Raw genomic sequence first — 22,575 nt, forward strand, 5'->3', positions numbered from 1 at the left:
ATGTGCAGCACAACAAGGTGGAGCCGAGGGGACTCGAACCCCTGACCCCCACACTGCCAGTGTGGTGCGCTACCAGCTGCGCCACGGCCCCTTGCTGTTGTCCCGGTCGCCCGGGCACTGGGAAACTATACACAGACCGGCCCGCATGGTCATCTCGCGGGGTGCCCCCGCCGAGGCCGGTCAGTTGAGTGCCACGTCCGGCGGGAAGTGCGCCACGGCGGCCATCATCCCGCCCTGGCGGCGCAGCACCATCGGCCACAGGTCGTCGGGCCGGTCGACGAAGGCGTCCCCGGGCAGCCCGTCCAACACGAACCAGGACCCGTCGGCGATCTCCTGCTCCAACTGGCCGCTGCCCCACCCGGAGTAGCCGGCGAAGACCCGGATGCCGCCGATGCTCTCCCGCAGCCGCTCCGGGTCGACCGAGAGGTCGATCGTGCCGACCGCCCCGGAAACCTGGTGGAAGCCCTTCAACCGGCGCATCGGGTGGCGCATCCGGGCGAGGCAGATGGCCGAGTCGGGTTGCACCGGACCGCCTTCGAAGAGCACCGCCGGGTGGCGGGCCAGGTCGCTCCAGTCACCGAGCACCTCGGCCACCGGCACCTCGGTGGCCCGGTTCAGCACCACGCCGAGCGCGCCGCCCGGCTCGTGGGCGACCAGCAGCACCACCGTACGGTCGAAGTTCGGGTCCTTGAGCGCCGGAGTCGCGACCAGCAGCCGCCCGGTCATCGACTCCATCGCTCGTCCGCCGATCGCCTGGCCCTCTCCCTGCATTCCACACACCCGTCAACCGTGAGCCCGGGCCGGGGGCCGGTCATCGACCGGATCCGCCCGGCGCATCGGGTTCAGCCACGCTGTCAACGCCATGCCTGGCACCATAGCCTGCGTCCTGGGTGCTGGCTAAGGTCTGACCGGCGGGTGATCAGACAGTTAAGAGGAAGGGCCGTTGCACCCGGCGACACACCTCCCGGTGATCGACGGATCAGGACCACCGACGGCCGAGAAACGCCCGAAAGGTCCGTCACATCCCGATAGATTCGGCTGATCGGGAGGGCGACCGCGGTTGCCCCTGCCCGCGACACGGAGGCGGGTGGCGATGGCAACTGTCCGGGACGCGACGTACGACGTGCTCCGCACCCTCGGTATGACCACTGTCTTCGGCAACCCCGGCTCCACCGAGGAGCCGTTCCTCCAGGACTTCCCCGCCGACTTCCACTACGTCCACGCACTGCACGAGGCCTCGGCCGTCGCGATGGCCGACGGCTACGCCCAGGCCGCCGGCGTGCCCGCCCACGTCAACCTGCACACCGCCCCGGGCACCGGCAACGGCATGGGCAACCTGGTCACCGCCTGGCACAACAAGACCCCGCTGATCGTCACCGCCGGCCAGCAGACGCGGGAGATGTTGCTCCTCGAACCCCGGCTGGCCAGCCGTCGACCCACCGAGCTCCCACAGCCCTACGTGAAGTGGGCCTACGAGCCGGCCCGGGCGCAGGACATCCCCGCCGCGATGCTGCGGGCGTACGCGACTGCGGTGCAGCCACCGGCCGGGCCGGTCTTCCTCTCGTTGCCGATGGACGACTGGGCCCAGCCAGCCGACCCACCGCCCGCGCCGCGAACGGTGGCCACCCGGTTCGCGCCGGACCCGGAGCGGATGGAGGAGTTCGTCCGGGTGCTGGCCGGCAGCCGCAACCCGGTGCTCGTGTACGGGCCGGGGGTGGACCGCTCCGGGAGTTGGTCGACGGCTGTCGCGCTGGCGGAGCGGCTCGCCGCGCCGGTCTGGTCGGCGCCCGCCACCGAGCGGGCGGTGTTCCCCGAGGACCACCCGCACTTCCGCGGCGTGCTGCCGTACGCGATCGGTCCGCTCGCCGAGGCGCTGCGCGGGCACGACACGGTGCTGGTCGTCGGCGCCCCGGTCTTCCGCTACTACCCGTACGTGCCGGGCGGGCACCTGCCCGACGGCGCCCGACTGCTTCACATCACGGACGACCCCGACGAGGCAGCGCGAGCCCCGGTCGGTGACAGCCTGCTCAGCGACCCGGGGCTGGCCCTGGCCGCGCTCGTCGAACGGGTGCCGCCGAGCGGCCGGCCGGCACCCACGCGACGCGACGCACTGCCACCGCCGGAGGTGGGCACCCCGCTGAGCGCCGACGCCCTGTTCGCCGCGCTGGCCGCACACTGGCCGACCGACGCCGTGCTGGTCCAGGAGTCGCCATCCAATCTGTCCGCGCTGCGTCGTCAGCTGCGGATCACCCGCCCGGCGTCGTACTTCACGATGGCCAGCGGCGGCCTCGGCTACGGCCTCCCGGCGGCGATCGGCATCGCACTGGCCGAGCGGGACACCGGGCGCGGTCGCCCGGTGGTGGCGGTGATCGGTGACGGCTCCTTCCACTATTCGGTGCAGGCGCTCTGGACGGCCGCCCGGATGGCACTGCCGGTGGTGGTCGTCGTCCCGGTCAACCAGCAGTACGCGATCCTCAAGGCGTTCGCCGAGCTGAAGCACACTCCCGGGGTGCCCGGCCTGGACCTGCCGGGGTTGGACATCATGGCGATCGCGGCCGGCTACGGCTGTGCCACGCAGGTGGTGGAGACCCCCGATCAGCTCGGCGCGGCGCTCGCCGCCGGGCTGCGCGCCGACCGTCCCACGGTGTTGCCGGTGCCGATCAGCACCGACGTTCCCAGCATCCTCTGAGCCGGATCAGCGCGGTGCGATCGCCAGCGGGGCACCGGTGAAGACATCCAGCACCGGCCGGCTGCCCAGCGGCGCCGCGAGGGTGACGGTGACCGGCTCCAGTTTCAGCAGGGCGATGCACTCGCCGGTGGCCCGGGTGACGCGGCCACCGACCACGACGACGTCCGGCCGTTCCCACACCAACGGCGTGATCCCGGTGTCGCACGCGCCGACGCCGAGCCGCACGGTCAGCCGGGCGCCGTCGACCGCGGCCAGGTCCTGGGCCGCCACCAACCCGTCCGGCAGCGGCCGGGCCGGCGCGGTGGGCTCGGGGACGGGGGTGACAGCCGTCGGCGCGACGGCGAGCCGGGCCACCGGCGTGGCCAGCTCCTTGACGGTGAACAGCCAGGCCGGAACCTGCGCCACACCGCGGCTCGTGCGGACCGGCACGGCGCCGAACGTCACAGCGGTGACGGTGAGCGGGAGACAGGCGGTCTGCGTGCTGCTCGTGGCCCACCCATCGGGCCCTGGTTCGACTGTGGGACCGCCGGGGGTGGGCCGGCCGGGCCGCTTCGGCCGCCCAGGGCAGGGCAGTGGATCACCCTGGTCGAGCTGCCGGTACGCCTCGGCGGCGCTGACCAACGGCAGCGTCAGCCGTCCGTCCGGAAAGTGGATCTCGCCGCCCACCCGGGTGGGCGGTATCCCGACCTGCGCGCGGTACCACCCGGCCCGGAAGGCCGCCTCGGTGTCGGGGGTGAAGCCCGGGTCGCCGGTGAGCAGGGTCGGCCCCTCCAACGGCACGTAGCCCGTGCGCCAGTCGGGACCGGGCCGCCAGGCCTCGGCGACCTGAGCGGCCCGCTCGTCGAACGCCTCAGCGCCGGGCGCGGGGCTACGCGGACCGTCGGCCGGGCCGGGACCGGCGGCGGCACAGCCCGCGCTGAGCAGAAACGGGAGTACGAGCAACAGGGCCGATCGACGCATGTACGGTTCGACGCCTCCGTCGACCAGCCGGTTCCCGACCTGGGCTCAGGTTTCGCCACCCAGATCCGTCTGGTACGCCTCCCAGAGCAGGTTGGCCCCGCGCCGCCGATGCCGGGCCAACCTCCGCAGCAACTGCCCGACCCGGTGCCGCAGCTCGTCGGGGTGCGCCTCGGGCCGCTCGGCGAACTGCTGAACCGCCAGGATCGCGCCGACGATCGCCCCGTGTTCCCGGGTCAGCAGCCGCACCCCGTGGTGCAGTCGCGGCGACTGGGTGAGCAACTCCCGGTAGAGGCCGCTGGGGCCTTCGGTGACCCGGACGTGCTCGGCGAAGCCCTGGCGCACCGGACGTAGCCGAAGGAGAACGTCCTCGCGCCAACGCGGCCCGGTGGTGGTGACGGCCACGGCCCGGCCGAGGGCGTGCACGTCACCGGCGAGACCGGCCGGGCGCGGCTCGCCGGGTAGACCGATGGGATCTGGGTCGGCGGGGAGCCCCGCCGGATGCGTGACGCGTGGTCGGGCGACGAGTGACGGCTGCTGGACCGGACCGGTGACCATGGCACCTCCCGCGCGGCGCTGCTACCCCATACCGCGATGGTGAGCCTGTCGGCTGGCCCTGTCCAGTGCCCTGGGGCGTCTCGTCTTCCCCGTTGCACCCATTGACCCCACCAGCCGCACTGGTACCGCCCTGGGCACCGTAGAGCCGCCTCAGTCGGCCGACCGGTGCTGCGCCAGGCGGTGCAGGTGATCGGCCACGGCGAGCAAGTCGCCGTCCCGCCCGTCGTCCGGTCGACCCGTCGTGATCGCCTCGGCCAGCGCCCGCAGCTCGAACGGCGGCAGGCTGGGCAGCCCCATGCCGCGCAGGGGGATGGTGATCCCCCGCGTACTCCCCGGGTCGGTCGCGCGGATGGACCGCGGCTGCGGTCCGCCGGCCGGACCATCGTCGTCCGCCTCGCGGTACGACACCACGCCCGACTCGATCCGGGCGGTGGCGAGGTCGACGGTGCGGGTGCGCAGCGCGCCGCGAACCCGCAGCCGGCTGCCGTCCAGCCAGGCCGCCGTACGCAGCACCCGCAGCACCAGGTAGAGGCCGAGCAGGACGAAGGGGAGCCCGCACAGGCCGATGAACGGGCTGGGACCGGACTGGTTCGGGTCGGCGGAGTCCCGTAGCCCGGGCGGCAGCAGCCCCGGTGGCAGGTCGCGAGCCTCCTCATAGGAGGCGAACGCGTCACCTCGGCCGGTCAGCCGGCGCAGCAGCCCGTCGGCGATGAGGGGCAACGCCACGAACGCCGTGCCGACGGCCGCGAGGAAAACGCCGGCCACCACCGCCACGACGCGCTGGCCGGGCGACGCGCCGACCGACAGGCGCAGCTCCTGGTTGGTCACAGGGGGCAGCGTAAGACCCTCCCGACACAACGAAACGCCCCGGCTGGTGGGCCGGGGCGTTTCGTTCGAGGTGGTGGAGGTGCCGGGAATCGAACCCGGGTCCTTCGCCGGTTTGTCAGGGCTTCTCCGAGCGCAGCTCGCTGTGCCTCTACTCGGCCCCACCGCTCACGCGAGCAAGTTGGTGTGACGGGCCCAGTCGCTGATTAATCTCGCCGCACGGACCCCGCGACCGGGTCCGATTGGCCAGCCTCCTAGCTGATGCCGGCTACTGGGACGAAGGCGTTCCCAGACCGACAGACTTAGCTACTCGCCTCAGGCGGCGAGAGCGAAGTCAGCGCGAGTGTTATTGGCGCTTATAAAGTTCCGACGACCGATTCTCGAGACGACGTCGGCTTCCTCGGCTCGCTTCCCCTGTCGCTGCGTACGAAGTCGAAACCAGTCACCCCCTCGACAGGCCGCCGATGTGGCGGCACTGACAAGACTAACGCCTGGCGCAACACCTTTCATCCCGAGCCCCGGGCCGGCACGCCGACCCGGACAAACAGGATGAACTAGTCGTCCATCCCCTTGCCCCGTCGACCGGACACCCGGGCGATCTCCCGGTCCGCGTCGCGCTTGGCGAGGTCCTGACGCTTGTCGTACGACTTCTTGCCCTTGGCCAGGGCGATCTCGACCTTGGCCCAGCCGTCCGAGAAGTAGACCTGCAACGGGACGATCGTGAAACCGCCCTCACGGGTCTTGCCGAGGAGCTTGTCGATCTCGACCCGGTTGAGCAGCAGCTTGCGGGTACGCCGGGGCTCGTGGTTGGTCCAGGTGCCCTGGGTGTACTCCGGGATGTGCATCGAGTGCAGGTACAACTCGCCGTCACGTTCCTGCGCGAACGCGTCGACAAGCGACGCGCGCCCGGCCCGCAGCGACTTGACCTCGGTGCCGGTCAGCGCCATGCCCGCCTCGTACGTGTCGAGGATGGCGTAGTCGTGGCGCGCCTTCTTGTTGGAGGCGACCACCTTGCGCCCCTTTTCCCGTGGCATCGGTGCCACCCCCTCTCCTTCGTCCGCGGCCAGGATCACCCCGGCCGGACAACCGATCATGCTACCCGAATGACAAGGACCCTCCCGCGCCGTTTATTTCCGGCTGCGGGAGGGTCCCCGGGAGACGACGGGACGACCCGTACGGTGCCTAGACCCGCAGGTAGAAGCGCAGGGTGATCCAGGCGGTGCCCGCGCTGACCAGACCACCGACGCCAGCCATCAACGGGAAGATGAACAGGATGTCGCCCCAGGTGATCGGCGAGAGCAGACCCTCCAGAGCGCTCAACGACCCGTCGAAGAGCAGATACTTCGCCGCGACCAGGGCAGCCAGACCCAGCAGCGAACCGATCAGGCCGGCCACCACGGCCTCCAGCACGAACGGCGCCTGGATGAACCAGTTTGACGCGCCGACGAGCTTCATGACCGCCACCTCACGCCGCTTGCTGTACGCGGCCACCTGAATGGTGTTCGCGACCAGCAGCAGGGCGGCGATCGCCATCACGACGGCGGCAGCCAGAGCGATGTTCTGGATCGCGGTGAGGATGTTGAAGATCTTGTCGAGCAGTCGACTCTGGTCGACGATCTCCTCGACACCCTCGGTGTCCTTGTACTGGTCGTAGATGTCCTTGTACTGCTCCGGGTTGTTCAGCGTGAGTCGGAACGACTCGGGCAGCTGGTCCGGCTTGACGGCGTTGACCAGGTCCGGCGCGTCCTGGTACATCGCCTTGAAGCGCTCGTACGCCTGGGCCTTGTCGACGTAGATGACTTCCTTGACCAGGGGGTCGCTCTTCAGCTTGCCGTCCAGGTCGGTGCGCTGCTGCTCGCTCACCTCCTGCTTCATGAAGATGGAGACCTGGATGTTCTTGTAGTACAGGTCCTTCATGTCGTCGACCTGGCGGTACATGAGACCGCTGGCGCCGAGCATGGTCAGCGAAACCGCCATCGTGATGATCATCGCGATGGACATGGTCACGTTGCGCCACAGTCCGACCAGTACCTCGGACAGGACGTATTTCAACCGCATCGGGATTTCCTCCGGGTCTCCGGCATGAGGTGTTCGTCGTCAGGCTGCGCAGGGGTGGAGCGCCGGCTCACCCGTAGACGCCGCGGGCCTGGTCACGCACGATGCGACCGCTCTCAATCTCAACGACGCGGCGGCGCATCTGGTTCACGATGTTGGAGTCGTGGGTGACCATCACGACGGTCGTGCCGGTGCGATTGATCCGGTCCAGCAGGCGCATGATCTCGATCGAGGTGTCCGGGTCCAGGTTTCCGGTGGGCTCGTCCGCCAGCAGGATCAGCGGACGGTTCACGAACGCCCGGGCGACGGCGACCCGCTGCTGCTCACCACCGGAGAGCTCGTGCGGGTAGCGGTGCTCCTTGCCACCGAGCCCGACCAACTCCAGCACCTCCGGCACGACCCGGCGGGCAACCGCCTTCGTCTTGCCGATCACCTCGAGGGCGAACGCCACGTTCTCGTAGGCGGTGCGGTTGGGCAGCAGCCGGAAGTCCTGGAAGACGCAGCCGATCGAACGCCGGAAGTGGGGTCGCTTCCAGGAGCGCATCGACGTGACGTCCTTGCCGTTGACGACGACGCGCCCCTTGTTGGGGGCCACCTCGTGCAGCAGCATTTTGATGATCGTGGACTTGCCGGAGCCGGATGGACCGATGAAGAAGACGAACTCGCCCTTCTCGATCGAGACGGACACGTTGTCGAGCGAAGGCCGGGACGCCTTCGGGTACGTCTTCGTCACTTGCTCAAGCTGAATCACGGGTGGTGAGTCTACGCGGTGTAACAACTGAGCCAAGCCCCACGCCCCGCCGATCCGGCGCGAGTCGTCGAATCAGGCTCCTACCTGGAGATCGACGAAGCGCTCCGCCCGCGCACCGTCACGCACCGTCGCCGGCGAGCTGCCGCTGCTTGCGCCAACGGATGCCCGCCTCGATGAAGCCGTCCAACTCGCCGTCGAAGACCGCGCTCGGATTGCCGGTCTCCTGCTCAGTTCGGAGATCCTTCACCATCTGATACGGGTGCAGGACGTAGGAGCGCATCTGGTCGCCCCACGAGCCCGCCGCGTTCTCCTTGAGCCCTTCGAGCTTGGCCTGCTCCTCCTGGCGCTTACGCTCCAGCAGCCGGGCCTGGAGCACCCGCAGCGCGGAGGCCTTGTTCTGCAGTTGGGACTTCTCGTTCTGACAGGTCACCACGATGCCGGTCGGGACGTGCGTCAGCCGCACCGCCGAGTCGGTGGTGTTGACGCTCTGCCCACCCGGGCCGGAGGAACGGTAGACGTCGACCCGTACCTCGTTCTCCGGGATGTCGATGTGGTCGGTCTGCTCGGTGACCGGCAGGACCTCGACGCCGGCGAAGCTGGTCTGCCGACGACCCTGGTTGTCGAACGGGCTGATCCGGACCAGCCGGTGCGTGCCCGACTCGACGCTGAGCGTGCCGTACGCGTACGGCACCTTGACGGCGAAGGTGGCCGACTTCAGGCCCGCCTCCTCCGCGTACGAGGTCTCGTAGACCTCGGTCGGGTAGCCGTGCCGCTCCGCCCAGCGCAGGTACATCCGCAGCAGCATCTCGGCGAAGTCCGCGGCGTCCACACCACCGGCGCCGGCCCGGATGGCGACAAGCGCCTCCCGGGAGTCGTACTCGCCGGAGAGCAGGGTGCGGACCTCCATCTCCTGGATGGCCTTGGTCAACCCGGTGATCTCCGACTCGACCTCGGTCAACACACCCGGGTCGGCCTCGGCCTCAGCCAGCTCCAGCAGCACCTGGGCGTCGTCGAGGCCGGAACGCAGGCTGCCCAGCTTGCTGATCTCGCCGTTGACGTACGACAGCTGCGAGGTCACCTGCTGAGCCTTGGCCTGGTCGTCCCACAGGTCGGGGGCGGACGCCTCCTGCTCAAGGCGGGCCTTGTCCTCGTGGAGACGGTCGATGTTGAGGACGGCCTCGATGTTTCGCAGGGTCGCGTCGAGTTCCTTGAGCTGTTCGGCGTAATCGGCAGCGGTCACGACAGCCAAGCGTACTGCGCGGGCGAGGAGTGAGCTTGCGAGCCCCGCAGTCCCGCGCCAAATCGGCAGTGCGCCCCCGGGAGCGGAGCAGCTCGTTCCCTGTGCGCGAAGCCGCTGACCGTCACCCGACGGGGGCGGACTTCAGCCACGACAGGGCCGCCCGGTGGTAGGCGACGGCGAACTCCAGTGCGCTGGCGTCGTACGTCTCGCCGTCCCGTTTGGCGTTCTTCACCTGCTCCCGGACCTGGGCGAGGGCCTCGGTGTGGTATTCGTTGGCCGAGGCGTACAGGCCCTTCAGCTGGCTGGCGGAGTGCAGGTTGCCGAAGGCCATCCGGAGCGCTATCGGGTTGCGGATGGTGTCCCGCCCCGGGTTCTCCGCGAGCCAACGGGAAAACGTCCGCTTTCCGCTGGCGGTGAGTGCGTACGGCTGGCTCATTCGCGGCCCCGGCTTACCGAGCCGCACGAAACCCCGCTCAGCCAGCACCGGCAACTCGCGGTACACCTGACTGCGGGTCATCGACCAGTACGGCGCCAGACGGCGCTCAGCGGCGGCCATCAACTGACCGCCTGTCATCGGGCCCTCGTGGAGGAGGCCGAGCAGGGCCGCCGCCGTAGGGTTGACTCCGGAATCCGCCATGCCCACTACGCTGCCACTTTGCGCACCCGGCGTCCAGGATTTGCCGGTTTGCCACCCAACAGGACTTCCTAAGTGCACTGTCGGCGGCAGACAGTCCGTTGAGGACTATCGATGAATTGGGTCATTCCGGGCGCCCGCCGGCGACGCCACACGCGCCGCCGGCGGGTCGTCGCCGGTCAGCCCATGTGGGGGTACGTGTGGTCGGTCGGCGGCACGAAGGTCTCCTTGATCGTCCGCGGGGAGACCCAGCGGACCAGGTTGAGCCAGGAGCCGGCCTTGTCGTTGGTGCCACTGGCGCGAGCGCCACCGAACGGCTGCTGCCCGACCACCGCGCCGGTCGGCTTGTCGTTGATGTAGAAGTTGCCGGCCGCGTACCGCATGCGCTCGCCGACCGACTCGACGACCCGGCGGTCGGTGGCGAACACCGAGCCGGTCAGCGCGTACGGGGCGATCGACTCCGCCTGCGCGACCACCTCGTCGAAACGGGCGTCGTCGAACACGTGCACGCCCAGGATCGGCCCGAAGTACTCGGTGGTGAAGGTCTCGTGAGCGGCGTCGCCGCACTCGAAGAGCGTCGGTCGCACGAAGTAGCCGACCGAGTCGTCGGCGGTGCCACCGGCCAACACCCGGCAGCTGTCGTCGCCGGCGATCAGCTCCAGCGCGGCGGTGTGCCGGGCGAACGCCTTGTCGTCGATCACGGCGCCACCGAAGTTGCCGAAGTCGGCCACGTCACCGTAGGTGAGCGAGTCGGCGGTGGCGGCCAGCCGGTCCCGCAGCCCACCCTCCCAGATCGAGCGCGGCACGTACGCCCGCGAGGCCGCCGAGCACTTCTGGCCCTGGTACTCGTACGCGCCACGGATCAGCGCGGTGTGCAGAGCGTCCACGTCGGCGCTGGTGTGCGCGACGACGAAGTCCTTGCCGCCGGTCTCGCCGACCAGGCGCGGGTAGCCCCGGTAACGGGCGATGTTGTCGCCCACGGTCCGCCACAACTGCTGGAAGACCTTTGTCGAACCGGTGAAGTGGATGCCGGCCAGATCCGGGTCGGCGAGCACGACGTCGGAGACCTCCTCGCCCCGGCCGGTGACCATGTTGATCACGCCGGGCGGCAGGCCGGCGGCCTCGAACAGCCGCATGGTGAAGTGCGCGGCGAACTGCTGGGTCGGGCCCGGCTTCCAGACCACCGTGTTGCCCAGCAGGGCCGGCGCCGACGGCAGGTTGCCGGCGATGGCGGTGAAGTTGAACGGGGTGACCGCGTAGACGAAGCCCTCCAGCGGGCGGTGGTCAAAGCGGTTCCACACGCCGGGCGAGGACGCCGGCTGCTCCTCGAGCAGGCGACGCGCGAAGTGCACGTTGAACCGCAGGAAGTCGATGAACTCGCAGGCCGCGTCGATCTCCGCCTGGATCGCGGTCTTCGACTGGCCGAGCATGGTGGCGGCGTTGAGGGTGTCGCGCCAGGGGCCGGCGAGCAGCTCGGCGGCACGCAGGAAGATCGCGGCGCGCTCCTCGAAGGGCAGGGCCCGCCACATCGGCGCGGCGTCCTTGGCCGCCTTGGTGGCGGCGCGCGCGTCGTCGTGGGTGGCGTGCCCGGTCACACCCAGCACGTGGGCGTGCTTGTGCGGCTGCACCACGTTGATCGGCTCACCGCCGGCCATCCGCTGCTCACCGCCGATGGTCATCGGCAGGTCGATGCGCTCGGCGGCGAGCTCGGTCAGCCGCCGCTGGAGCCGGTCCCGGTCGGGGCTGCCCGGCTCGTAGTTGCGAACCGGCTCGTTGCGCGGCTCGGGAACGGAGAACACGGCATCCATCAAGGCTCCTGGCGATCTCGACAGCAGTGGCGAAACCGGACCCGCGGGCACCGACCGGACGGTCGGACACCGGACGCCGCACGGGAGGCCGAGCAGCGGCGGGACCTCCCGTGATTCTCCCACGACGGGCCGCGCGACCCACCTCGGCCACCGTCCTGCGCCAAGGACCGCCCCACCCCTCCTCCCCTTACCGATCGGTCTCGATCCGTCCCACCGTCCCGGGGCGACAGGCAGCCCAGCGGGCCCGCGTACCCTGAATGGTCGGTGACCTGCCGCCTCGAAGGGGAGACGATGACCAAGCAGCCCGGCCGCGTCCCGGCGGCCAAGCAGCCCGGCCGCGTCCCGGCCGCCGAGTCGGACGAACCGGCGGTCGACGCGACCAGCGCCGGCGGTCGGGCGCTGCCCGCGCCCGGCACCGCAGTGCTCGCGTTGCTGGCGCTCGGGTGGCTGGCCGCCATGCTCTGGTCCACCCGGGAGGCCATCACCTCGGCGGCGGCCGGAGTCACCGCGATCAGCCTCTCCGCGTTCGCCCTGCCCGGCGTCATCTCGGCCGCGCTGGTGGCCGGAGCGGCCGTCGCGCTGGCCGGCGGCAACCTGCTGGCCCGCCGATACGGCGACTGGGCCACCCTGCGCTTCGCCGGGGCGATCGGCGGCGGAATGCTGGTCGGGCTCGCCGCCGCGCTGGCCATCAACCTCACCTACTTCGACACGTCCACCACGAACGTGATCGCCGGCACCACGGCAGCCGCCGCGATCATCGGGGGCGCGCTGGCCGGCGCGCGGACCGCCGCCGCGATCGGAGCGGTGGTCACCGCCGCGCTGGGCACGCTGATCTTCGTGGTCGCGTTCAGCCGCGCCCGGGACCCGCTGTTCGACCTCTTCGGCGCCGGCGACAGCCAACAATCGTTGGTCAGCGCGGCCAAGTGGGTGTCCCGCACCGAATCGCTCGTCGCCGGACTGCTGGCCGGGCTACTGGCCTTCGGCTACCTGACCTGGGCGCGACGTCGAGCCGTCCGCCGCGATCCCGAGGCCCCAGCGCTGCGCTGGCCGGCGTACCTCCTCGCCGGCGCCGGCCCGGGCCTCCTCCTGCTGCTCGCCGAGGTGATCATCCGGATCGGCGGCCGGTCGTTGCTCGACCTCGCCAGCGCGCTCAGCGAGGCGGACGCGGTGGCGCAGACCTCGCTGGGCACCTCCCGGGTGGACAACGGCATCTGGGTGCTCTTCGTGGGGGCACTGACCGCGCTCATCGCGTTCGGCCGCACGCTCAGCCCAGCCCACGGCGACGACGACGAACCGACCGACGGCCCGAGGCCCGTCGCGGACCAGGTCGACCCGGAGGACGACAAGCCGGGTTACGCCAAGACGTTCGACGAAGACCCGGCCGAGACGTTCGACGGCACCAAGACGTTCGACGCGGACCCGGCCAAGCCGGACCCGGCCCGCTGACGCCGAACCGTGCCGGGCGTCCGGCTGCCGGGCTGAGCGGGCGTCCGGCTGCCGGGCTGAGCGGCGGCCGGCTCAGACAGCGGCGCGCGGCTCAGTCGGCCGCGCGGACCCGGCGCCCGGGTCAGTCGGCCGCGTTGAGCAGTTGGTCCAGCTCCGTCACGTCGTACCACTCCAGCTCGTGGTCCTCCGCGCCGTCGACCGTGAACTGGGCGTCCGGGTCGCCAGCGGCCGCCTCGGCCACCACGTCAGCCGCCGCGCCGACCTCCTCGACCGCGTCCGCGCCGTCCACGTGGATGGCCGCGACGGCACCCACCGCGACGGCACCGGTCAACAGCACCGTGCTAGAGCCCAGCTCACCGTCGCCGCGCCCGATCACTCCCGACGGCAGGTCGACCGAGACGACGACACGGCGGCGGGGAGCGGTCGGGTCGGCCCGCAGCAGGTGCAGGGCGTCCTGGGCGGCCCGGGTGAACGCGACGTACTCCAACTCCTCCTCGTCGCCCTCGGCGTACCACTCGCGAAGCGCCGGGGTCACGGCGTGCGCCTGGTCGGCGGCCAGCCCGTCCTCACGCAGCCGGGCCAGCATGGGTACGGTCGCCGGCACGTACACCCGGACAAGCTCGTCGGTCACCGGTCGTCTCCCCGCGTCGTCCTCCACCGGCGGCCGCCGGCACGGGCGCAGATCATGCCGCACGCCGTGACCGTCATACACCCCGCCTCCGGCCGGAGGAAGCTCCCAGCCGGTGTGTCCCGCACGGTCAGCCTGCTCCGAACTGGTCCGGTGCTGGGCGGCCGGAGCTGTCGGTGGCAAACTAAGCCAAACGACATCAACACCGGGAGTTTCCTGTGGAGCCGAGGTTCCTGCTGCTCTCCGACGTGGCCACCGAGCTCAATGTGTCGGACTCGCAGGTCTACCACATGGTGCGCAGCGGCGAACTGCCGGCGATCAAGATCGGCGGACGCGGCCAGTGGCGCGTCGAGCGCGCCCGACTGGAAGAGTACATAGCGCGCAAATATGACGAAACCGCAGACTGGGTGCAGAGCAATCCACTTGTCGACCGCGACTCCGACTAGCAAAGCCCGCCCCGCCTGGCCCGCCCGCCCTGCCCGACCCGTCTGCCCGGCCCTGCCCGGCCCTGCCCGCCCCGCCTGCCCGCCCCGCCTGCCCGGCCTACCTGCCCCGCCCGGCCCGACCTACCTGCCCCGCCCGGCCTGCCCGGTCGCCCTCCAGGGGCATGATCGACTCGGTTTTGCGGAAGTCGGGCTATCCGGCTCGCTGGGACACCGCGTTATCAAGGAACCCGAGTGGATCATGCGCTTTGTCGGCCGGGGCCAGCATGAAGCCATTGACCGAGGCCGTTCCGTCGCCCAGAATCGAGGTTGTCTGAGGCAAACGAAGGTAAACGCAAGATCGAGGAGGCCGCGATGAGCGGAGCGCGACCCGGTCCGTCCCGACCACCGGTGCGGCTGCGCCCCGTCCCGCCCTTCGACCCGCCGTACGTCGACGAGACCGACGGGTCGTACTGGCCGGCACCGACCGAAGGTCAACTTGCCCTCGACCTCTTCGCTTCCACCCGACCCAGCCCCGTCCGGCCGCCGGAGCGGCGAGCAGCCCTGCGTCCGGTGCCCATCCGGTCCACCACCACCCGCCCGGTCGCCTCGTTGCCGCCGGCGACCGCTCCGGAAACCACCCGAGCCGCGCACCGGTTCGTCGGCACCTGCCTGGAGGTGGTCAACGGCTACCGTTCGCCGACCCAGGTGCGAGCGCTGCTCGACCCGGCCCGGGCCGGCGACCTGCTGGCCGAACTCGCCCGCGCATCCGGTCGGGCCGGCACCTCCCGCCGCCGCAACGGCCGGCCACTGGTCCGGCTGCTACGCCTGCGGGTGTGCGAGCCCCGAGAGACCGCGGTCGAGGCGGCAGCCGTCCTCACCGGCGCGGGTGGTCGAAGCTGGGCGATGGCACTGCGCCTCGAGCATCGCCGGGGCCGCTGGCTCTGCACTGCCCTACACGTGCTCTGACCCCATCTGCCTCCGTCGATCACCCCGGCCGCGCCCGGGCCGTGCCCCGGCCGCGCCCGGGCCGTGCCCCGGCCGCGCCCGGGCCGTGCCCCGGCCGGGCCCGAGCCGGGCCGCGCCCCGGCCGGGCCACGCCACGCCACGCCGGGCCACGCCACGCCACGCCACGCCGGGCCGCGCCGCGCACCCATACCGGGCCGGGCCGGGCCGAGCCAGACCGACCCGGGCCAGGCCAGGCCCACCGCCTGGCCGGGCCGAACAGGGCCGGGCCGAACAGGGCCGGGCCGAACAGGGCCGGGCCGAACAGGGCCGGGCCGAAAAGGCCGGGCCGAACAGGCCGGGCTAGACACACCTGAGCCGAGCCGGTGATCCACTCCGGTTGCAGGAAACCGGGCTGTCCGAGAGTCGGTGATGCCGCGCTTTCCTTGAAGGCGAGGTGATCATTGGGGTGCGGCTTCGCATGACCCACAGAGATGCGCCGAGACGGGCGGTTTGTCAGGCACGCGGGGCTGGAAGACACCGACGGGCCCCGGCCTGGTCGGCCGGGACCCGTCGGTCAGACGCTGTCGGTGTCGCTGCTGTGGATCAGTTGCCGCCGTTGGGGGCGCCGTGGCAGCGCTTGTACTTGCGGCCCGAGCCACACGGGCACGGCGCGTTGCGGGACGGGCCGTTGCTCGCCTCCGCCTGGTTCGGTGCCGGGCGACGGGCTGCGGCCGACGGAACGGCCGGGCCGCGCAGACCGGATGCCGGCCGCTGCGGAGCGGACGGCGCGCTCTGCCCCGGCGCGGCGGGGGCACCCGGGGCCGGTCGACCCACACCGAGCGCCGGAGCCTGCTGCTCGGCCTGCTCCACGGCGACCGCGCCTGGGCTGGCCTCACCGTCGATGGTGGGCGCGGAGTATTGCAGGCCCTGCCGCCGCGGTGCCTGGTTGAGGCCCTTGGCCCGGATCTCCACCGGCTTGTCGAGCAGCGCGACCTCGTCGGCGCCCGCCTCCGGCTCCGGTTCGGTCACCTGGACGTCGACGTTGTAGAGGAAACCAACGGTCTCCTCCTTGATGCCCTCCATCATGGTGGCGAACATGTCGAAGCCCTCGCGTTGGTATTCCACCACCGGGTCGCGCTGGGCGTACGCCCGGAGGTTGATGCCCTCCTGGAGGTAGTCCATCTCGTAGAGGTGCTCGCGCCACTTACGGTCGATGACCTGGAGCAGCACCATGCGCTCGAGTTGGCGCACGCCCTCGGTGCCGAGCTGCTCCTCACGCCTGTCGTACGCGGCGTTGGCGTCTTCCTTGAGGCGGGCGACCAGGAAGTCGGCGTCCATGCCGGCCCGGGAACCGCCGGCCTCCTCCTCCAGCTCCTCGATCGTCACGCCGACCGGGTAGAGCTGCTTGAGGCTGGACCACAGCTGCTCAAGGTCCCAGTCTTCGCCGTAGCCGTCGGAGGTGGCGCCCCGCACGTACGCCTCGACGGTGTCGTCGATCATGTTGCGGACCTGGTCGGAGAGGTCTTCACCGTTGAGCACCCGGAGCCGCTCGGCGTAGACGACCTGGCGCTGCTTGTTGAGCACCTCGTCGTACTTGAGGACGTTCTTGCGGATCTCGGCGTTCTGGCCCTCGATCTGGGCCTGGGCGCTCTTGATCTGCCGGGTGACCATCTTCGACTCGATGGGCACGTCCTCCGGGATGTTGAAGCGCTCCATCACCGCCTCGACGGCTCCGGCCCGGAAACGCCGCATCAGTTCGTCCTGCAGGGACAGGTAGAAACGGGACTCGCCCGGGTCACCCTGCCGGCCGGCGCGACCGCGCAGCTGGTTGTCGATCCGCCGGGACTCGTGCCGCTCGGTGCCCAGCACGTAGAGGCCACCGGCGGCGGAGACCTCGTCCGCCTCGGCGTCGCAGGCCTGCTTCCAGGTGGGAAGGACCTCCTCCATCGCCTTGGCGTACTCTTCCTCGTTTTCCAGCGGGTCGAGGCCGCGCTGGCGCAGCTCGTTCGCGGCGAGGAACTCGGCGTTGCCGCCGAGCAGGATGTCGGTGCCGCGGCCGGCCATGTTGGTCGCCACGGTGACCGCGCCCTTACGCCCTGCCTGGGCGACGATCTCGGCCTCCCGGGCGTGGAACTTGGCGTTCAACACGTTGTGCGGGATGCCACGGCGGCGCAGCAGCTGGGAGAGGATCTCGGAGTTTTCCACCGAGACGGTGCCCACCAGCACCGGCTGGCCCAGCTGGTGCCGCTCGGCGATGTCCTCGATGACGGCGTTGAACTTGGCCTTCTCCGTCTTGTAGATGACGTCCGGCCGGTCCTCGCGAACCATCGGGCGGTGGGTCGGGATCGTCACGACGCCGACCTTGTAGACCTTGTTGAACTCGCTCGCCTCGGTCTGCGCCGTACCGGTCATCCCGGACAGCTTCTCGTAGAGGCGGAAGTAGTTCTGGAGGGTGATGGTGGCCAGGGTCTGGTTCTCCTGCTTGATCTCCACCCCCTCCTTGGCCTCGATCGCCTGGTGCATGCCCTCGTTGTAGCGACGGCCGTGCAGGATGCGACCGGTGAACTCGTCGACGATCAGGACCTCACCGTCGCTGACGATGTAGTCCTTGTCGCGCTTGTAGAGCTCCTTGGCCTTGATGGCGTTGTTGAGGTAGCCGACCAGCGGGGTGTTGACCGACTCGTACAGGTTGTCGATGCCGAGCCGGTCCTCGACCTTGGCGACACCCCGCTCGGTCACCGCGATGGTGCGCTTGGAGTGGTCGACCTCGTAGTCGCCCTCGCCGTCGGTGCCGGGCTGGAGCCGGGCCACCACGCCGGCGAACTCGCCGTACCAGCGGGCGGAGTGCTCGGCCGGGCCGGAGATGATCAGCGGGGTGCGGGCCTCGTCGATCAGGATGGAGTCGACCTCGTCGACCACCGCGAAGTTGTGGCCGCGCTGGACCAGCTCTTCCTTCGACCAGGCCATGTTGTCGCGCAGGTAGTCGAAGCCGAACTCGTTGTTGGTGCCGTAGGTGATGTCGCACTCGTAGGCGGCCTTGTGCTCGGTGGCCGGCCGGTTGGGCAGCACCACGCCGACGGTCAGCCCGAGGAACTCGTGCACCCGACCCATCCACGCCGCGTCACGCTGGGCGAGGTAGTCGTTGACCGTGATCACGTGGACGCCCTTGCCGGAGAGCGCGTTGAGGTAGACGGCCATGACCGAGGTCAGCGTCTTACCCTCACCGGTCTTCATCTCGGCGATGTTGCCGAAGTGCAGCGCGGCGCCGCCCATCACCTGGACGTCGTACGGGCGCTGGCCGAGCACCCTGGCGGCCGCCTCGCGGGCCACCGCGAACGCCTCCGGCAGCAGGTCATCGAGGGTTTCACCCTCGTCGAGCCGCTCCCGGAACTGTTCGGTCATGCCGGCCAGCTCCTCGTCGGTGAGGTTGACGTAGTCGTCCTCGATCGAGGTGACGGCGGCGGCGATGGCCTTGAGCCGGCGCACCATGCGGCCCTCGCCCGCGTTAAGGACCTTTTCCAGAATCGACACGGATCAACGCTCCCCTAGACAGTCTCGAACCATCGTAGGCGCTCCATCGGCGCGATGGTCACTGGTGGCGGTGCTCGACCCCGCCGAACCCGACATAACTCGCGTCCTGCGCTCGCCCCAAACGTTATCCGGTTACGCCGTCGGCGAACGCTGCGGCAGGATGCACGAGTGGAGCCCGTGGAGATCATCGAGGACGGCGTGCTGCTGCGGCCCTGGCGAGAGGCGGATGCCGAGGCCGTGCACCGCGCCTGCCAGGACCCGGACATTCAGCGCTGGACCACCGTACCGCGCCCATACCGACCGGAACACGCGCACGGATTTGTCACCGAGATCAGCGGGAGGTCCTGGGCCGAGGGCACCGGGGCCCCGTTTGCGGTCTGCGACCCGAACACCGGGGAGCTGCTGGGTTCCAGCGGGCTGATCTCGATCGACAAGGACGGCACCGGTGAGATCGGCTACTGGACGGCGCCCTGGGCGCGTGGTCGGGGGGTGATGGTCCGGGCCACCCGGGCGGTCGCCCGCTGGTCCTTCGACACCCTGGGGCTGCGCCGGCTCATCTGGCAGGCCGAGGTGGGCAACCACGCCTCCCGGCTGGTGGCCCTCCGGGCCGGTTTCCGGATCGACGGCCGGCTGCGGCGGGGCAACCCGAAGCTGGACGGCGGCACGGACGGCTGGATCGGCTCGCTGCTTCCCGGCGAGGTGCCCGCCGCCGGGGCGACCGGTCCGGCCGGTCCGGGCACCCTCGCCGCCCGGCGGGCCGCCGTCTTCGGCCGCCCGCAGCCCGTCCTGTTCGCCACGACCCGGGCCGGCGAGCTGCGTCTGCGGGCCATGGAGGAGCAGGACCTGGACGCCGTGGTGCAGACCTGCCAGGACCCGGAGTCGATCCGCTGGACGACGGTGCCGGACCCGTACGACCGCGCCGACGCGCAGGGTTACCAGGCCCACAACCGGGACGCCTGGGCTCGGGGGGACGCCGCCGGCTTCGCGATCGCCGATTCCGACGACAGGTACGTGGGCTCGCTCGACCTACGACTCTCCCCCGCGGACCCGCTGGTGGCCGACGTCGGCTTCATGACCGCGCCGGCGGCCCGGGGCCGGGGCTATCTGCCCGCCGCGCTGGTCGCGCTCAGCGCCTGGGGCTTCAGCACGTTGGGCCTCGCCCGGATCGAGTGGAAGGCGAATGTGGGCAACACCGCCTCCCGCCGGGTCGCGGAGAAGGCGGGCTTCCTGGTCGAGGGGACCGCTCGGGGCGGTGTGCAGCACCGGGGCGAACGGGTGGACGTGTGGGTCGGGGCGCTTCTCGCCAAGGATCTGGGATGACTCCGCCGCCGGTGGTCGAGGCGTACGGGGTGCGGCTGCGCCCGTTTCGCGCCGAGGACGGCGCCGACGTGGTGGACGGCTGTGCGGACCCGCTGACTCAACGGTTCGTGTCGAACCTGCCGATGCCGTACACCGAGACCGATGCCCGGTGGTGGATCGACGTCGGCGTCCCGGCGGCCTGGACCGGCGGCGGCGCGGCGTACGCCGTCGCGGACCCGGCCACCGATCGGCTGCTCGGCGCGGTGGGGCTGAACAATCCGGTGCCCGCCCGGGGTCAGTTGGAGATCGGCTACTGGATGCGGCCGGCGGCGCGGGGGCGCGGACTTGCCACCGCGGCGACTCGTGCGCTGAGCGAGCACGCGTTCGGCACCGGGACGGCGCGACTGGAGTTGCTCACCGAAGCGGAGAACGGCCCGAGCCAGCGGGTCGCGCTGGCCGCCGGCTTCCGCTACGAGGGTCTGCGCCGGTCGGCCGGTACGTCCCGCGACGCGGGCCGGCACGATCTGCTGGCCTGGGTACGGGTCGCCGGTGATCCGCCCGGCCCGGTCGCCCGGCTGCTGCCCGACCTGCCCGCAGGGGTGCTCACCGACCAGGTGGTGGCGCTGCGTCCGCTCGCGCCGGACGACGCGGAGCTGATGTACCGCCTGCACAGCCGGCCCGAGGTGGTGGCGAACCAGGCGCCGCCGGTGCCGCCGACGCGGGAGGCGATGGAGCGGCGTTGTCGTCTGGCGCAGAGCGGATGGCTGACCGGCGAGATCGCCCGGCTGCTGATCACGGACGTGGCCAGCGGGGAGCCGGTGGGCAGTTGCGGCTTGTCGTACACAGATGTGGCCGCTGGCGAGGCCTCGGTCGGCTACGCGTTGCTGCCCGACTGGCGCGGCCGGGGGTACGCGACGCGGGCGGTCCGGTTGCTCGCGGGCTGGGCGTTCGGCCCGGCCGGTGTCGCCCGGCTGTCGGCCGGCACGGTGCCGGACAACACCGCGTCGCACCGGGTGCTGGAGCGTGTCGGTTTTCGGCGCGAGGCCGTGCAGCGCGGCCGGCTGCCCGGGCTGGCCGGCACCCGTCTGGACGATCTGACCTTCGCGCTGCTCCCCGCCGACCTCCGCTGACAGATCATGGAGTTGTGGTGGGCGTTCCCCACCACAACTCCATGATCGACGCGGGTCGGCTACTGGTCGGTGGCGAGGGAGATGATGCCGTAGTCGTACGCGTGGCGCCGGTAGACGACGCTGGGGCGGCCGGACTCCTTGTCCTGGAACAGGTAGAAGTCGTGGCCGACCAGTTCCATCTCGAACAGCGCGTCGTCGATGGTCATCGGCTCTGCCGGGTGCACCTTCTCCCGGGCGATGTGCCACGGCTGGTCGTCGTGATCCTCTTCGACCCGCTCCGCGACCGCGGTGCCGGCGCGGGCGCCGTCGCTGGGCGCGCTCAACGCACTGGGCACCAGGTCCGCGACCGGCAGGCCCGCGGTGGCCTCGGCGACGGAGATCGGCGCGTGCCGACCCCGGTGTACGCGGCGGCGGTCGGCCGCACGGCGCAGCCGGGTGTCGAGCTTCGCGATGGCCGCGTCGAGTGCGCTGTAGAAGTCGTTCGTGCATGCTTCGGCCCGCATCACCGGGCCCCGGGAAACGCAGGTGATCTCCACCCGCTGGCAGTGGTCGGCCTGGCGCGGATTGCGCTCATGAAACAGCTCGACATCGACGCGAATGAGTTTGTGGTCGTAGCGTTCGATCTTCGCGAGTTTCTCGGCTACGTGTACCCGGTAATGGTCCGGCACTTCGACGTTTCGGCCCTTGACCACGATGTCCACGTGACCTCCCTTGTTCGGACGGTCTTCGATCCGGTTACCCGGCCGCGCGCCGTGGGGAGACCCGCTGGCGTCGACCGGTTGGTACGGCTACGCCTCCTCTCACCGCCAGGGGCGGTTGGAACGACCTCCTACCCCCGACAGCGAAACGCTAACTCCTGTTTGCCCGGCAGTCACCCCATGTCGCCGAGACGGCCCAGGATTTTTCACACCTCGTACACCAACGGGTGAAACGGAAACACGATCGGTTACGACTGGTGTCTTTTCTCGGTCGCCGCGAGCACCGCCGCGACGCTGGGTGCCCATCCCATCGCGGTCAGCACCCTGCTCGCGGCGGCGAGGGTCACCCCTGTGGTGACGATGTCGTCGAGCAGCACCACGACCGGGGCGGCGCCCGCGGCACCGGTCCGGACCGGCCCGGTCGAGCGTGGCTGGAAGGCCGCCTCGGCCGCCGCCGCCCGCCCGGCGCTGTCCAGGGTGACCGAGTCGGGCCGGGGCAGCGCCCGCAACTGACGGCGCACCCGCACCGCCCAACCACCCCGGTTCAGCCGGGCCGCGCAGTGCCGGGCCAGCCGGTCGAGGTGGTCCCCGTAGCGGGACCGGGCCGCCGCCGCGGTGTCCGGGACCGGAACCAACGCCAACTGACGAGCCTCGCCGACGGCCGCCGCGACGACCTCGGCGAGCAGCGCGCCGAGCGGCCGGGCCAACCCGTGTCGGCCGTGTTCCTTGTACGCCAGCAGAGCCTCACGCAGTGGACCCGCGTACGGGCCGAGCGCGACGCAGGACGGCAGGCCCGGCGGGGCGGGGGTGGGGCGGACCGAGCGTGGCCGCAGTTCGCCAAGCGCCGCGACGCAGGCGGGGCAGACCCCGTGCCGCAGCCCGGGTCGGCGCTCCCGGCAACCGGCGCAGTCGGCGGGCAGCACCAGGTCGGCGAGGTCCGCCCAGAGCCCGCTCAC

The 22,575-nt window shown here is 71.0% G+C and carries 20 protein-coding genes, 1 tRNA gene and 1 other RNA gene; 6 read left to right on the top strand and 16 right to left on the bottom strand.

Annotated elements, in window-relative coordinates; genetic code table 11:
• Positions 1 to 18 precede the first annotated feature (18 nt).
• A tRNA-Ala gene (locus tag ACLQ3B_RS18995) sits at positions 19 to 91 on the bottom strand.
• 89 nt (positions 92 to 180) lie between these two features.
• On the bottom strand, positions 181 to 771 hold the full coding sequence (locus ACLQ3B_RS19000; protein ID WP_030490862.1) for a YqgE/AlgH family protein: 591 nt from the start codon (positions 769 to 771) through the stop codon (positions 181 to 183).
• Positions 772 to 1,093: 322 nt separating this feature from the next.
• Here ACLQ3B_RS19000 and mdlC point away from each other — a divergent pair, with 322 nt between their 5' ends.
• On the top strand, positions 1,094 to 2,689 hold the full coding sequence (gene mdlC, locus ACLQ3B_RS19005) for a benzoylformate decarboxylase (RefSeq protein ID WP_425782057.1): 1,596 nt from the start codon (positions 1,094 to 1,096) through the stop codon (positions 2,687 to 2,689).
• 6 nt (positions 2,690 to 2,695) lie between these two features.
• On the opposite strand, the gene ACLQ3B_RS19010 is transcribed toward mdlC, so the two are convergent.
• From ACLQ3B_RS19010 to pruA, 10 genes are all read right to left on the bottom strand, one after another.
• Positions 2,696 to 3,649 carry a hypothetical protein gene (locus ACLQ3B_RS19010; protein WP_425782058.1) on the bottom strand — a complete coding sequence of 318 codons (954 nt, stop codon included), beginning with the start codon at positions 3,647 to 3,649 and terminating at the stop codon, positions 2,696 to 2,698.
• A gap of 45 nt (positions 3,650 to 3,694) precedes the next feature.
• Positions 3,695 to 4,204: a hypothetical protein gene (locus ACLQ3B_RS19015; RefSeq protein ID WP_425782059.1), complete on the bottom strand. Its 510-nt coding sequence runs from the start codon at positions 4,202 to 4,204 to the stop codon at positions 3,695 to 3,697.
• A 150-nt stretch (positions 4,205 to 4,354) separates the two neighbouring features.
• Entirely contained in the window at positions 4,355 to 5,032 is a 678-nt protein-coding gene (locus tag ACLQ3B_RS19020; RefSeq protein WP_425782060.1) for a hypothetical protein, read from the bottom strand.
• A 71-nt stretch (positions 5,033 to 5,103) separates the two neighbouring features.
• Positions 5,104 to 5,479, bottom strand: a transfer-messenger RNA (tmRNA) gene (ssrA, locus tag ACLQ3B_RS19025).
• Between the two features lie 104 nt (positions 5,480 to 5,583).
• Positions 5,584 to 6,063 carry an SsrA-binding protein SmpB gene (smpB, locus tag ACLQ3B_RS19030; protein ID WP_124821485.1) on the bottom strand — a complete coding sequence of 160 codons (480 nt, stop codon included), beginning with the start codon at positions 6,061 to 6,063 and terminating at the stop codon, positions 5,584 to 5,586.
• A 148-nt stretch (positions 6,064 to 6,211) separates the two neighbouring features.
• A complete protein-coding gene (ftsX, locus tag ACLQ3B_RS19035; protein WP_425782061.1) occupies positions 6,212 to 7,087 on the bottom strand; it encodes a permease-like cell division protein FtsX in 876 nt (291 codons plus the stop codon).
• A 67-nt stretch (positions 7,088 to 7,154) separates the two neighbouring features.
• The gene (ftsE, locus tag ACLQ3B_RS19040; RefSeq protein ID WP_030331491.1) at positions 7,155 to 7,835 is read right to left on the bottom strand and encodes a cell division ATP-binding protein FtsE; all 681 of its coding nucleotides are present in this window, start codon (positions 7,833 to 7,835) and stop codon (positions 7,155 to 7,157) included.
• A gap of 118 nt (positions 7,836 to 7,953) precedes the next feature.
• Entirely contained in the window at positions 7,954 to 9,075 is a 1,122-nt protein-coding gene (gene prfB, locus ACLQ3B_RS19045) for a peptide chain release factor 2 (protein WP_425782062.1), read from the bottom strand.
• A gap of 121 nt (positions 9,076 to 9,196) precedes the next feature.
• Complete coding sequence (locus tag ACLQ3B_RS19050; protein ID WP_091393967.1) at positions 9,197 to 9,712, bottom strand: PadR family transcriptional regulator; 516 nt, start codon at positions 9,710 to 9,712, stop codon at positions 9,197 to 9,199.
• 176 nt (positions 9,713 to 9,888) lie between these two features.
• Complete coding sequence (gene pruA / locus ACLQ3B_RS19055) at positions 9,889 to 11,517, bottom strand: L-glutamate gamma-semialdehyde dehydrogenase (RefSeq protein WP_425782063.1); 1,629 nt, start codon at positions 11,515 to 11,517, stop codon at positions 9,889 to 9,891.
• 291 nt (positions 11,518 to 11,808) lie between these two features.
• On the opposite strand from pruA, the gene ACLQ3B_RS19060 reads away from it, so the two are divergent.
• Positions 11,809 to 12,963, top strand: a complete 1,155-nt coding sequence (locus ACLQ3B_RS19060; RefSeq protein ID WP_425782064.1) for a hypothetical protein — start codon at positions 11,809 to 11,811, stop codon at positions 12,961 to 12,963.
• A gap of 121 nt (positions 12,964 to 13,084) precedes the next feature.
• Here ACLQ3B_RS19060 and ACLQ3B_RS19065 read toward each other — a convergent pair whose 3' ends face one another.
• Positions 13,085 to 13,594: a DUF6912 family protein gene (locus ACLQ3B_RS19065; RefSeq protein ID WP_425782065.1), complete on the bottom strand. Its 510-nt coding sequence runs from the start codon at positions 13,592 to 13,594 to the stop codon at positions 13,085 to 13,087.
• A gap of 215 nt (positions 13,595 to 13,809) precedes the next feature.
• On the opposite strand from ACLQ3B_RS19065, the gene ACLQ3B_RS19070 reads away from it, so the two are divergent.
• Both ACLQ3B_RS19070 and ACLQ3B_RS19075 read left to right on the top strand, forming a co-directional pair.
• Positions 13,810 to 14,037, top strand: a complete 228-nt coding sequence (locus ACLQ3B_RS19070) for a helix-turn-helix domain-containing protein (RefSeq protein WP_425782066.1) — start codon at positions 13,810 to 13,812, stop codon at positions 14,035 to 14,037.
• Positions 14,038 to 14,388: 351 nt separating this feature from the next.
• A complete protein-coding gene (locus tag ACLQ3B_RS19075) occupies positions 14,389 to 14,982 on the top strand; it encodes an Rv3235 family protein (protein WP_425782067.1) in 594 nt (197 codons plus the stop codon).
• A 582-nt stretch (positions 14,983 to 15,564) separates the two neighbouring features.
• On the opposite strand, the gene secA is transcribed toward ACLQ3B_RS19075, so the two are convergent.
• Positions 15,565 to 18,492 (bottom strand): preprotein translocase subunit SecA, encoded by a 2,928-nt coding sequence (gene secA, locus ACLQ3B_RS19080; protein WP_425782068.1) that lies wholly within the window; start codon positions 18,490 to 18,492, stop codon positions 15,565 to 15,567.
• 168 nt (positions 18,493 to 18,660) lie between these two features.
• On the opposite strand from secA, the gene ACLQ3B_RS19085 reads away from it, so the two are divergent.
• Positions 18,661 to 19,812 (top strand): GNAT family N-acetyltransferase, encoded by a 1,152-nt coding sequence (locus ACLQ3B_RS19085; RefSeq protein ID WP_425782069.1) that lies wholly within the window; start codon positions 18,661 to 18,663, stop codon positions 19,810 to 19,812.
• Positions 19,809 to 20,921 carry a GNAT family N-acetyltransferase gene (locus ACLQ3B_RS19090; protein WP_425782070.1) on the top strand — a complete coding sequence of 371 codons (1,113 nt, stop codon included), beginning with the start codon at positions 19,809 to 19,811 and terminating at the stop codon, positions 20,919 to 20,921. Before ACLQ3B_RS19085 ends, ACLQ3B_RS19090 begins: the two co-directional genes overlap by 4 nt.
• 59 nt (positions 20,922 to 20,980) lie before the next feature.
• Here ACLQ3B_RS19090 and hpf read toward each other — a convergent pair whose 3' ends face one another.
• Both hpf and ACLQ3B_RS19100 read right to left on the bottom strand, forming a co-directional pair.
• Complete coding sequence (gene hpf / locus ACLQ3B_RS19095) at positions 20,981 to 21,622, bottom strand: ribosome hibernation-promoting factor, HPF/YfiA family (RefSeq protein ID WP_425782071.1); 642 nt, start codon at positions 21,620 to 21,622, stop codon at positions 20,981 to 20,983.
• 245 nt (positions 21,623 to 21,867) lie between these two features.
• Entirely contained in the window at positions 21,868 to 22,575 is a 708-nt protein-coding gene (locus tag ACLQ3B_RS19100) for a ComF family protein (protein WP_425782072.1), read from the bottom strand.

It is taken from the genome of Micromonospora sp. DT53 (assembly GCF_049841535.1).
Classification (GTDB): Bacteria; Actinomycetota; Actinomycetes; order Mycobacteriales; family Micromonosporaceae; genus Micromonospora.